This window comes from Microbacterium sp. LMX7-1.2 (genome assembly GCF_040675935.1).
In the GTDB taxonomy this organism is placed as follows: Bacteria; Actinomycetota; Actinomycetes; order Actinomycetales; family Microbacteriaceae; genus Microbacterium.
Genome location: NZ_JBEGIL010000001.1, coordinates 1,504,218 through 1,515,769, shown reverse-complemented (window position 1 = coordinate 1,515,769; position 11,552 = coordinate 1,504,218). Strand labels below are relative to the sequence as shown.

Here is an 11,552-nt window from a genome sequence, read left to right as displayed (position 1 = left end):
GAGGAACCGACACACTCATGACCATGACCCCCGAACAGGCCGCCTGGTTCCAGGGCACCTTCCAGCGTCTCGTCGACAACGTCGACAAGGCGGTGCAGGGCAAGCGCGAGATCGTCAGCCTCGTGCTGTCGTCGATGCTCGCCGAAGGGCACGTGCTCCTCGAGGACGCCCCCGGCACGGGCAAGACCAGCCTCGCGAAGGCGCTGGCCGCCACCGTGCAGGGCACCAGCACGCGCATCCAGTTCACCCCGGACCTGCTGCCGTCCGACGTCACGGGTGTGACGATCTACGACCAGCAGTCGCACAAGTTCGAGTTCCACAAGGGCCCGATCTTCGCGTCCATCGTGCTCGCCGACGAGATCAACCGCGCCTCGCCGAAGACGCAGTCCGCGCTGCTCGAGGTCATGGAGGAGTCGCGCGTGACGGTCGACGGTGTCGCGCACGAGACCGGTCGGCCGTTCCTCGTGATCGCGACGCAGAACCCGATCGAGCAGGCCGGTACATACAAGCTGCCCGAGGCGCAGCTCGACCGCTTCCTCATCAAGACGTCGATCGGCTACCCCGACCTCGACGTGACCGAGAGCATCCTCGCCGGCGCCTCCGACCGCAACCCCTCCGCTGGTCTCGCGGCGATCATCACCACGAGTGCGGTCGCCGACATGGCCGACCTCGGCGCCTCCGTGCACGTCGAGCCCGCAGTGCTGCGCTACGTGGCCGAGCTCGCCGCCGCGACCCGCGACGACTCGGCGATCCGCCTGGGAGTCTCGGTGCGAGGCGCGATCGCGATGATCCGCATGGCGAAGGTGTGGGCGGCCGCGCAGGGACGCCACTTCGTGCTCCCCGACGACATCAAGGCGCTCGTGCGTCCCGTCTGGCAGCATCGCCTGCTGCTCGACGCCGAGGCGGAGTTCGCCGGCACGTCCGCCGAGACGGTCCTCGTTCGCGTGCTCGACGCGGTCGCCGCACCGCAGGCCCGAGCGGCGGCCTGATGACCGCGGAGGTCCACCAGATCGCGAACGCGCCGATCGACCGCGATGCCGGATGGCGTGACATCGTGGCGGTCATCGGCGCGCGCATCCTGGTGCGCCTCCGACTGATCGCCGCCGCGATCCGACCGCTCGCGTGGGTGCTCATGGGCCTCGCGGTCGTGTTCTGGATCGTCGGTCAGGTCGCGGGCTGGGCGGAGTTCACGGTCGCCGCGGTCGTGATCGCGATCACCGTGGCGCTGTGCGCGCTGTTCCTGATCGGCCGCACCGCTTACGACGTCTCGCTCGATCTGGCCCGCACGCGCGTCGTCGTCGGCGAGCGCGCGGTCGGCGCCCTCACCCTCGCGAACCACGGCACCAGGGCGATCCTGCCGTCTCGGATCGTGCTGCCCGTCGGCGCAGGACGAGGCGAGTTCGGCATCCAGCGTCTCGCGCCGGGGGAGGAGGCGGAGGAGCTGTTCGCCATCCCCACCCAGAAGCGCGGCGTCGTGAAGGTCGGCCCCGTCAGCGTCGTCCGCGGCGACCCGCTCGGGCTGTTCGAGCGCGCGCATCGCCGCGACGACCCCGTCGACCTGTTCGTGCACCCGAAGACCGTGCTGTTCGACGGACAGTCGCTCGGCTACCTGCGCGACCTGGAGGGTCTGCCCGCGGCCGACCTGTCGCGCGACGACGTGTCCTTCCACGCGCTCCTCGAGTACCAGCCCGGCGACGATCTGCGCCACGTGCACTGGCGATCCACCGCCCGCACAGGAACCATGATGATGCGCCAGTACGAGGAGACCCGCCGGTCGCACTTCGTGATCGGGCTGTCCCGTTCGTCCGGGGACTACGCGAGCGACGAGGACTTCGAGCTCGCGATCTCCGCGGCCGGGTCGATCGGTCTGCGGGCGATCCGCGACTCCCAGCGGGTCGACGTGCGCGTGCAGGGCAGAGAGCTCCCCGCGGGCACCGGCAAGCGGCTCCTCGACTCGCTGTCCGGCGTCGAGCAGTCCAAGCCCCGTGACGGCGGCATCGACCACCTCGCCGGCGTGCTCGCGCGCACCATGCCCCTCGCGAGCGTCGTCGTGCTGGTGTGCGGCTCCAAGGTCAGCACCGACGACCTCCGCCTCGCCTGCTCGCGTCTGCCGTTCGGGGCCAAGACCATGGCGCTCGTCGCCGACACGACGGTCGCGTCGCCCACGCTGCGCCGCATCGGCGAGGCCGATGTCGTCACCGTGGGTGCACTCGATCAGGTCCCCCTCGCACTGCAGAAGGTGCTCGCATGACCGCTCTCTCGACCGACTTCGCGGGGATGCCTGTACGTCGCTGGATCCTGGATCTCGGCGCTTCCGCGCTGCTCGTCGCGGTCGCCGTCGTCGGTTTCTGGCCCACGTTCGCCGGCGGCTCGTATCTGCCCGCCGCCCTCGGCGCGATGCTGCTCGGTCTCGCGATCGCCGCGGTGTCGACGTGGCGTCGGTGGGGGATCCTCGTCGTCGCCGGCCTCACGGTCGCGGTGTACTTCCTCTTCGGCGGCGCTCTTGCGCTGGCGCACACGACCATCCTCGGCGTGATCCCCACACTCGAGACACTCGAGAAGCTCGCCGTCGGCACGGTCACCGCGTGGAAGCAGCTGCTCACGACCGTCGCGCCCGTGGCCGGAGCGGACGGCCACTTCCTGGTGCCGTTCCTGCTCACCCTGGTCACCACGGTGCTGACGGCCTCGCTCGCGCTTCGGCTGCCGCACGTCGGGTGGGCGCTGCTGCCCGCCGGGTCCATGCTGATGCTCGTGATCGCGCTCGGCACCCCCGAGCCCGCCGTCCCCATCGTGCAGGGTCTCGTGTTCGCGGTCGTCGCGGTCGCCTGGCTCGCGCTGCGGCAGCTGTGGGCTCCGCAGAACGCAGCGGTGTCGGTCGGCGAGGTCGATCCGTCGCGGGCCGGGCACATGCGGCTGCGCAGACTGCTGGCTGGTGTGGCCGTGCTGGCCGTCGCCGGCGGCGCCGGTATCGCGACGAGCGCGGTCGCGGCCCCGGCTCAGCCCCGACACGTCTTCCGGGACGTGATCATCCCGCCGTTCAACATCCGCGACTACCCGAGTCCGCTCCAGGCGTTCCGCAAGAACGTGCGCGACGAGGCCGGCGACACGCTCTTCACCGTGAGCGGATTGCCGAAGGACGCGCGGATGCGGATCGCGGTCATGGACCAGTACGACGGCATGGTCTACAACGTCACCGACGGCGGCGCCGGCTCGTCGAGCGCCTTCGCGCCGATCCGCGCCAACATGTCGCCGGAGGCCGAGGGCATCCCCGTCACCCTGCAGGTGCAGATCGAGGAGTACCGCGGGGTCTGGGTGCCGGATGCCGGTCAGGTGTCGGAGATCGACTTCACGGGGGATCGTGCGGAGGACCTGCGCCGCTCCGCGTACTACAACGCCGAGACGGGGACGGCCGTCGTGACCTCGAAGCTCACGGCGGGGGACTCCTACACCGTCGACACGGTGATCCCGGGCGAGCTCGACGACGACCAGATCGCCGACGCGCCCTTCGGCAGCGTTCCCCTCCCGAAGCAGAGCAACGTGCCCGAGGAGCTCACGGCGCTGGCCTCCGAGACCGTCGCGGGTGCGGAGTCGCCGATCGAGCAGGTGCGGGCGCTGGAGAGCTTCCTCGCGGAGGGCGGCTTCTTCAGCCACGGCCTCGAGGGCGAGGTGCTCTCCCGCGCCGGCCACACCTCCGAGCGGATCTCGACCCTCATCGGCGGCGATCAGATGATCGGAGACGACGAGCAGTACGCGGTCGCCATGGCTCTGCTCGCCCGCGAGGTCGGCATCCCCGCTCGCGTCGTGATGGGCTTCTACCCCGACGAGGAGCAGGCGGGCGACGCCGTGTTCACCGCGACGGGCGACAACATCCATGCCTGGGTCGAGGTGAACTTCGAGGGGCTCGGATGGCTGACGTTCAACCCCACGCCGCCCGAGGACAAGGTCCCGAACGATCAGAACACCAAGCCCAAGGTCGACCCGAAGCCTCAGGTGCTGCAGCCGCCGCCCCCGCCGCAGGAGCCGGTCGATCTGCCTCCGACGCTGCCCGACGACCGCAAGGGCGACGACGAGACCCTCAACATCCTCGGCATCATCGGCGCGATCCTCGCGATCGGCGGGATCTCGCTCGGGGTGCTCGCCCTGCTGGCCTCGCCGTTCATCCTGATCGGCGCGTGGAAGGCGGCCCGGCGCCGCACCCGGCGCAACGCCCCCCGCACCGCCGACCGCATCAGCGGAGGCTGGGACGAGCTCGCCGACCGCGCCGTCGACTACGGCGCGCGCATCCCTCCGGGCGGGACCAGGGCGGAGGAGGCCGCTTCGGTGGCGGCCACGCTCACGGTGCCGCAGGTCACGGCCCTGGCGCGGCGAGCGGATGCCGAGGTGTTCGGGCCCTCCGAACCGACGCCGGAGGACGTCGAGGCGTTCTGGACCGAGGTCGACGCGATCGTCGGCGGACTCGGCAAGGACGCCGGTTTCTGGAAGCGGCTGAAGGCGCGACTGAACCTCCGCTCCCTGCTCGGCGGATCCGCGTTCTCGGTCGGCCTGCAGAGCCTCCGCGAGGCCGCGGCCGCGCGCGTGCGCCGCGAACCTGGCACGATCGAGAGCAGACCCCGTCCGACGACGTCCACCTCACCCGAGAGCGAGACACCATGACGCAGCCACAGTCCGGCCGGATCGCGCCGATCCCGCGGCGCGCGATCGCGTACCTGATCGATGCGCTGATCGCCGGCGGCATCGCCATCGTGCCGAGCATCGTCGTGTTCGTCGCCTTCACGGCATCCGCGTCCTCCGCGACGACCCCGGATGCGGCCCTCGGGAGTCTTGCCATCCTCGGGGTCGGTCTGCCGATCGTCGGGCTGCTGGCGCTCGGCTGGTTCGTGTTCTACACGGTCATGCAGTCGGGGCGCGGCTCGATCGGCATGCGTGCGCAGGGTCTGCGCCTGGTCGGCGAGGACGGCGCACCGCTCGGCTTCGGCCGGACGCTGCTGCGCAACGTGATCTTCGGTCTCACGGCCGGCATCGTCGTCGGCTACTTCACGCCCCTGTTCGACGGGTCAGGACGCTTTCAGGGTTGGCACGACAAGGTCGCGAAGTCGCTGATGTACGACGTGCGGACGGATGCCGTGGCACCGGTCTCCGCCGCATCCGCTCCTGCCTCGGCGCCGATGGTGCCCCCCGTGCCGACGGCTCCGCCCGTGCCAGGACTCGCGGCGCCCGGGTCGGTTCCGCCCGGAGCTCCCGGTGCACCCGGAGCTCCCGGTGCGCAGAGCGATCCGGCTCCCCAGTCGCCGAGCGGGTATCCGGTCCCGCAGGGGTACGCGGTGCCGGCGCCTCCGGCGGGCGCACCCGCATCGCCGTTCGCCCGCCCGGAGGCTCCCGCTGCCGCTCCGCAGATGCCGCCCGTTCCCGCCGCGCCGGCGTTCGCCGTTCCGCCCGTGCCCCCGGCCCCGGCAGCGCCCGTCCCCTCGTCGCCCGCCGTGCCGTCCGCGCCCGCCGTGCCCTCGTCCGGCGAGGAGTCGACGGACCGTTCCGCTCCTGAGGTCCCGATCACGACCACGCCTCCGTCGCCGGTGGACGACGGCGGCGTGATCGCGTACGTGCCGGGTATCACCCTCGACGCCCCGCCCCCGCGACCCGCCGCCGTGGAGACCCCGCCGCCCGCTCCCGCGCATCCCGCGGCACCGGCGTTCTCGGCCGCGCCCCCCGCTCCGGCGTTCGCCGCTCCGGCGGAGGCCGCTGCGCCCGCGCCCGCCGCTCCCGGATCGTCCCCCGAGGTGCCGGCCTCCGCAGGTCTCGACGACGACCTCGAGGAGACGCGCATCAGCATCCCCGGGCATCGCCTGGTCTTCACCTGGGACGACGGGACGCGCGTGACCGTGTCGCGTCGCACGGTCTTCGGTCGCAACCCCGGCCCGGAGGACGGCGCCATCATCGTGCCGGTCCGCGACGAGACGCTGTCGCTGTCGAAGACGCACTTCGAGGCCGCGGCCTCCACCTCGGGCGGCTGGGTGCTCGACCGCTTCTCGACCAACGGCATCACCCTCGTGCGCGACGGTCAGCGCATCGCCTGCCCGGCCGGACAACGCGTGCCCGTGCGCCTCGGCGACGCGCTCGAGATCGGCGACCGCATCGTGACGATCGGGGGCTACGCATGACCGTCCCCCTCGCCGTCTCGACGGGTGCGGCGACGCACACCGGTCTGCGACGCACCCTCAACGAGGACGCCTTCCTCGCCACCGCCCCCGTGTTCCTCGTCGCTGACGGCATGGGCGGCCATGAGGCGGGGGAGCGTGCGAGCGCGGCTGTGATCGCCGAATTCGCACGGCACGTGGGCCGCGAGGCGCTCGCCCTCGACGACGTGCGCGATGCGGTCTCGGTCGCGCGCGCCGAGGTCGAGGCGCTCTCGACGAGCAGCAACGGCCGGGCCGGGACGACGCTCAGCGGTGTCGTGATCGCAAACGTCGACGGCATGGGCTACTGGCTCGTGCTCAACATCGGCGACTCCCGCGTCTACCGACTCGAGGACGGCGACCTCGAACAGGTCAGCGTCGACCACTCGGTCGTGCAGGAGCTGATCGAGGCCGGCGAGCTGCGGCCCGAGGACGCCCAGACCGACCGCCGCCGCAACGTCATCACGCGGGCGATCGGTGCCGGGAGCGACGGCGAGGTCGACTACTGGCTGTTCCCCGCCGAGCGCGGCGACCGCCTGCTCGTGTGCTCCGACGGCCTGACCTCCGAGCTCGGCGACGGGGCGATCCGCGAGATCCTCCTGGTCGAGGACGACCCGCAGCGCGCCGCCGACATCCTCGTCTCGAGCGCCGTCCACGCGGGGGGTCGCGACAACGTGACGGTCGTGGTGGTGGATGCCGTCACGGTCGCCTCGCGCCCCGGCACGCTCGTCGAGACCGACGAACCGGACATCGCGGACACGCGTCCGCGCGAAGCCGCAGGAGGAGTGCGCTGATGCGTGTGAACTATCGCCCTGGTACCTGGAACGCCCTCGTGCGCGAGGGGGCCCTGCTCGTTCTCCCCGGCACGACCGACGCCGCGCTCATCGCCGACGCCTGGGACGGCGTGGACGGCATCAGCGACCTCGGTCGCCTCGTCGACCTCCTCACCTCCCGGTCGGGCGGCTCCCTCTCGGCGCTGCCGGACTTCGCGGCCGTCGTGGTCGAGGCCGACGTCGTCCGCGTCGCCGTCCGCGGTCTGCCCGAGGTCGTCGTCGAGACGAGCGAGGGGCGCACGCGCGTGAGCGGCGCCGAGGTGTCGACGTGGAGCGAGCGTCTCGTGCGCGGGGCGACCTCCGTGGAGATCACGGCCGAGGATGCCGGGGGCGCCGCCGATCCGGGACTCCCGCTGCTCGGCGGCGTGGTGCGGGTGTCGTCGCTCGCCGTGGACACGACGGGCGCGTCCGCCGCGGCCCGCGTGGAGGGTGCCGTCGCGTCGGCATCCGTGTCCGCCCCGTCGTCGTCACCCGCTCCATCGGCATCCGCTCCGGCGGAATCCGCTCCGGCGGAATCCGCTTCGGACGACGACGTCTCCGCGGCGGGCCTGGGCGGCGTGAGCCTCGGCGCTCTGGCCGGAGCCGCGGCCGTGGCTCCCGCCGTGGTCCCGGCAGCGCCGATCGGCCTCCCGGCCGACGCCCCCGCCGAGACAGCCTCCGATCTCGAGACGCCCGCCGAGACCTACGCCGCGCCGGAGGACACGATCCTGCCCGAGCCCGAGCCCGATCCCGAGCCCGAGTCCGAGCCGGAGCCCGACCTCACCGACACGCTCATGCCCGAGGACGTCGCGTCGACCGAGGAGGTCGACGAGTTCGACCTGCTGTTCGGGCAGACGATCCACCGTCCCGCCGCCGACGCCCCCGACGAGGCCGTGGTCGATCCCACCCTCGCGGGAGACCACGACGGCGCCACGATCTCCTCCGCCGAGGCGCGGGCACTGCGCCGCGAGGCCCCGGTCTCGCCCGAGGCCCCGACCATCGCGCTGCCCGTCTTCGGCGGCACCGGCCGCATCCGGGTGTCGACCGGTCAGGTCGTGACCCTCGATCGCACGGTCATCATCGGTCGCCGTCCGCGCTCCACCCGCGCCAGCGGTGCGAGCCTGCCGCACCTCATCGCGGTCGAGAGTCCGCAGCAGGACATCTCGCGCAGCCATCTCGAGGTGCGTCCCGAGGGCGACACGGTCGTCGTGATCGACCTGCACACCACGAACGGCTCGACACTGCTGCGCTCGGGCGCCGACCCCGTGCGCCTGCACCCCGGCGAGCAGACGGTCGTCGTGTCGGGCGACGTGGTCGACCTCGGCGACGGCGTGACCGTCGCCTTCGAGGATCTGCCGTGAGTCGTCGCCCCTCGCCGCCGCCCGACCTCCCCGGGTTCACCTACCTCGAGCCCCTGGGCACGGGCGGCTTCGCCGACGTCTTCCTGTACGAGCAGCAGATGCCCCGCCGCCGCGTGGCCGTCAAGGTGCTGCTCGCCGACCGCCTCGCGAGCAGCGCGGCGCAGGAGTTCGCCGACGAGGCGAACGTCATGGCCATGCTGTCGACGCATCCGGCGATCGTCACGATCTACCAGGCCGGCGTCGCCGGCGACGGCCGCCCCTACCTCGTGATGGAGTACTGCCCGCGGCCGAACCTGCAGGTGCGCGCGCGCAAGGAGTCGTTCTCGGTCGCCGAGGCCCTGCGCGTCGGCGTGCAGGTCGCGGGTGCGGTCGAGACCGCGCATCGTGCGGGTGTGCTGCACCGCGACATCAAGCCCGCGAACATCCTCGTCACCGAGTACAACAGGCCGGCGCTCACCGACTTCGGCATCGCCTCGACCACGGGCGCCACGGGCGAAGCATCCGGGATGTCGATCCCGTGGTCGCCGCCCGAGTCGTTCGGCGACCCGCCGCAGAGCGGTCCTCGCACCGACGTGTGGGCGCTGGGCGCGACCCTCTACACGCTGCTCGCCGGTCGTTCGCCGTTCGAGCGCGCGGGGGAGCGCAACTCGAGCGCCGACCTGATCGAGCGGATCGAGCGTGCGGCGCTGCCTCAGCTCGCGCGCCCCGACTCGCCGGAGAGCCTGCAGCGCCTCCTCGAGCGCGCGATGGCCAAGAACCCGGATGACCGGTTCCCGAGCGCTGTCGCGTTCGCCCGGGCGCTGCAGAAGGTGCAGATCGAGCTCTCGCACTCCGTGACGCCGATCGACATCGTCGACGACCATCCCCCGGCGGAGGACCTCGACGACGACGGCGACGGTCTGACCCGCGTCCGCGAGATCGTCAGCATCGACCCCGACGTCGCCGCGTTCACCCGCCCCTCGGCTGCGACGCAGCCCAAGGGCCCGGCCTTCTCCGCGCCCGACGTGCCGCGTTTCGACAGCCCCGAGCCCGTCGACGAGGCCACCCAGCTGCGCCCGCCCGCGTCTGCTCCTGTCGACGACGACGACGACCGCACGATCGCCCGCGGCCCGGTCGTCGTCTCGCCCCAGGCGAGCGCGCCCGTGGGCACGACGCCGAGCGCACCGTCGGGCACGACAGCCGGCGCCCCCGCATCCGCCCCGCATCTCGCGCCGGCACAGACGTCGCCTTCGGCCGCGTCCGGAGCATCCGAGGTGGAGCCTGCGACGCCGCGCCGCCGCACGGGCCTGTGGATCGGCCTGATCGCCGCCGGAGTCGTCGTGGTGGTCGGCGGCATCGTCGGCCTCAACCTGCTCGTCGCGAACGCGCCGACCCCCGATCCGGTCGCGACCGAGGAGGAGGTCGACCCGAAGGACGTGGTGTCCGACGTCGTGCCGCAGGTGTCCGACCTCGCCGGAACGCGCACGGGCGACCAGGTGACCTTCACGTGGACGAACACCGACCCGCTCGAGGGCGACAGCTTCATCTGGATGCCGATCGAGCTCGACGGCTCCGGCGCGGCGTCGACCACGACCGAGACGACGGCGACGATCACGGGAGCGCCGGCCGGTCAGGTCTGCGTCGACGTGGCGCTGCGACGAGAAGACGGACGAGCGTCCGAACCGGTGCGGGGGTGCGTGCAGTGACGGACACGACGGACGTCGGGACGGTGACGGTCGAGTTCGCCGGCGAGTACTTCACGATCGCTCCGGGCAGTCGGTTCTCGCTCGGACGCGAGGGCGACCTGGCGATCGACGACAACCTGTTCCTGCACCGCAACTTCCTCGAGATCTCCGATGTCGACGGGCTGTGGTGGCTGTCGAACATCGGCTCGCGCCTGACGGCATCGGTGACCGACAGCTCCGGCGGCGTCCAGGCGTGGCTCTCGCCCGGCGCGCGGCTGCCGCTCGTGTTCGAGGCGACGACGGTCGTGTTCAGCGCGGGTCCCACGACGTACGAGTTCGTCGTGCACTCGACCCAGCCCGCGTTCCGCGACACGCAGCGGGAGACGACGAGCGGGGACTCCACGATCGGCGACGTGCCTCTCACCGCGAGCCAGCGCCTGCTGATCCTCGCGCTCGCCGAGCCGCAGCTGCTGCGCGACGGCACCGGCATGAGCGAGATCCCCACCTCGGCGAAGGCGGCGGCGCGACTCGGCTGGACCGTCACCCGCTTCAACCGCAAGCTCGACAACGTGTGCGACAAGCTCGACCGCATCGGCGTGCCCGGCATGCGCGGCGGTCAGCGCTCGTTCGCGACGAACCGCCGCGCGCGACTCGTCGAGTACACCATCGCGACGCGCCTCGTCACCCGCGACGACCTCGCGGAGCTCGATCGACCTCAGGCGTCCGCGGAGGACGAGGATGCCTGAGCCGAGCCGATCGGGGAGCAGGCGCCCGTGCACGAGCTGAGCGCGCTCGGCCTCACCGAGACGCACGAGCGGGAGTGGCGCGACTACTTCGCGGGAGGGCGCGTCTTCGCGGTCCGGCTGGATCGGGCAGCCGCGCGACGCCGGCTGCGGGCCAACGCCGTCGTGCTCGTTGTGGCGGCCCTCGTGCTGCTCGCTGCCGTCGTCGCGTTCGTCGCGGTCCTCGTCGGGCAGCTCGGCGGCCCGGTGACCGTGCTGCTGCTCGCCCTGCTGGCGCTCGCCGCCGCGGTGCTGCTGGTGCGTTTCGCGCTGCTGCGGCGACGGCTGCGCATCGCCAGGGCATCGGGCGACGACTACCTCGTCGTGAGCGCGGAGGGTCTGCGGATCGCCGGGCACGTCGACCTGCCGTGGAGTGCGATCATCGGGGCCGTCGGCTACGACGACCGCGGCGGGTCGGTGCCGTTCCTGCGTGCCCCGGCCGCGGCCGTGGAACGTGCAGCCGGTCGTATGCAGGCCGAGTACACGCTCGGCATCCGCGGCGTCCGCGCACTCCGCGATGCCGCACCGCGCGACCTGCACGGGATCTTCGAAGTGATCGCCGACCACGGGGGGATGCGGCTGCCGCTCGATACGATGGTCGCGCCCGAGGACGTCCGCGCCGCGCTCGCGGCGATCTGCATCGCGGGTCGCGGTGCGGGAGTGGATGTCGAGGTCACGGCCGACCGGTCGACGATCTTCCGGAGGACAGTGGCCCTGCTGGGGGCCGAGACGACCGCTCCGCCTTCCGCGGAGCGAGGATGAG

The 11,552-nt window shown here is 72.4% G+C and carries 9 protein-coding genes; all 9 read left to right on the top strand.

Going from position 1 to position 11,552, the window contains the following annotated elements:
* Positions 1-17 precede the first annotated feature (17 nt).
* From MRBLMX7_RS07400 to MRBLMX7_RS07360, 9 genes are read left to right on the top strand one after another with little or no spacing between them, the layout of a single operon-like run.
* Positions 18-989, top strand: coding sequence for an AAA family ATPase (locus MRBLMX7_RS07400; RefSeq protein WP_363367130.1), 972 nt, complete (start codon positions 18-20; stop codon positions 987-989).
* Complete coding sequence (locus tag MRBLMX7_RS07395) at positions 989-2,251, top strand: DUF58 domain-containing protein (RefSeq protein ID WP_363367128.1); 1,263 nt, start codon at positions 989-991, stop codon at positions 2,249-2,251. Before MRBLMX7_RS07400 ends, MRBLMX7_RS07395 begins: the two co-directional genes overlap by 1 nt.
* Complete coding sequence (locus MRBLMX7_RS07390) at positions 2,248-4,653, top strand: transglutaminaseTgpA domain-containing protein (RefSeq protein WP_363367125.1); 2,406 nt, start codon at positions 2,248-2,250, stop codon at positions 4,651-4,653. Before MRBLMX7_RS07395 ends, MRBLMX7_RS07390 begins: the two co-directional genes overlap by 4 nt.
* Positions 4,650-6,155 (top strand): RDD family protein, encoded by a 1,506-nt coding sequence (locus MRBLMX7_RS07385; RefSeq protein WP_363367124.1) that lies wholly within the window; start codon positions 4,650-4,652, stop codon positions 6,153-6,155. Before MRBLMX7_RS07390 ends, MRBLMX7_RS07385 begins: the two co-directional genes overlap by 4 nt.
* Entirely contained in the window at positions 6,152-6,964 is an 813-nt protein-coding gene (locus tag MRBLMX7_RS07380) for a PP2C family protein-serine/threonine phosphatase (protein WP_050723309.1), read from the top strand. The genes MRBLMX7_RS07385 and MRBLMX7_RS07380 overlap by 4 nt, the downstream gene beginning before the upstream one ends.
* Positions 6,964-8,343 (top strand): FHA domain-containing protein, encoded by a 1,380-nt coding sequence (locus MRBLMX7_RS07375; protein WP_363367121.1) that lies wholly within the window; start codon positions 6,964-6,966, stop codon positions 8,341-8,343. Before MRBLMX7_RS07380 ends, MRBLMX7_RS07375 begins: the two co-directional genes overlap by 1 nt.
* Complete coding sequence (locus MRBLMX7_RS07370) at positions 8,340-10,028, top strand: serine/threonine-protein kinase (protein WP_363367119.1); 1,689 nt, start codon at positions 8,340-8,342, stop codon at positions 10,026-10,028. The genes MRBLMX7_RS07375 and MRBLMX7_RS07370 overlap by 4 nt, the downstream gene beginning before the upstream one ends.
* Positions 10,016-10,753, top strand: coding sequence for a hypothetical protein (locus tag MRBLMX7_RS07365; RefSeq protein ID WP_082297629.1), 738 nt, complete (start codon positions 10,016-10,018; stop codon positions 10,751-10,753). The genes MRBLMX7_RS07370 and MRBLMX7_RS07365 overlap by 13 nt, the downstream gene beginning before the upstream one ends.
* A 27-nt stretch (positions 10,754-10,780) precedes the next feature.
* Positions 10,781-11,551, top strand: a complete 771-nt coding sequence (locus MRBLMX7_RS07360; protein ID WP_363367117.1) for a hypothetical protein — start codon at positions 10,781-10,783, stop codon at positions 11,549-11,551.
* Position 11,552 lies beyond the last annotated feature (1 nt).

Bases quoted from the DNA above. Each gene is read 5' to 3' on its own strand.
- MRBLMX7_RS07390 (WP_363367125.1), top strand. From the start codon at position 2,248: ATGACCGCTCTCTCGACCGACTTCGCGGGGATGCCTGTACGTCGCTGG.
- MRBLMX7_RS07395 (WP_363367128.1), top strand. From the start codon at position 989: ATGACCGCGGAGGTCCACCAGATCGCGAACGCGCCGATCGACCGCGAT.
- MRBLMX7_RS07375 (WP_363367121.1), top strand. From the start codon at position 6,964: ATGCGTGTGAACTATCGCCCTGGTACCTGGAACGCCCTCGTGCGCGAG.
- MRBLMX7_RS07380 (WP_050723309.1), top strand. From the start codon at position 6,152: ATGACCGTCCCCCTCGCCGTCTCGACGGGTGCGGCGACGCACACCGGT.
- MRBLMX7_RS07400 (WP_363367130.1), top strand. From the start codon at position 18: ATGACCATGACCCCCGAACAGGCCGCCTGGTTCCAGGGCACCTTCCAG.
- MRBLMX7_RS07385 (WP_363367124.1), top strand. From the start codon at position 4,650: ATGACGCAGCCACAGTCCGGCCGGATCGCGCCGATCCCGCGGCGCGCG.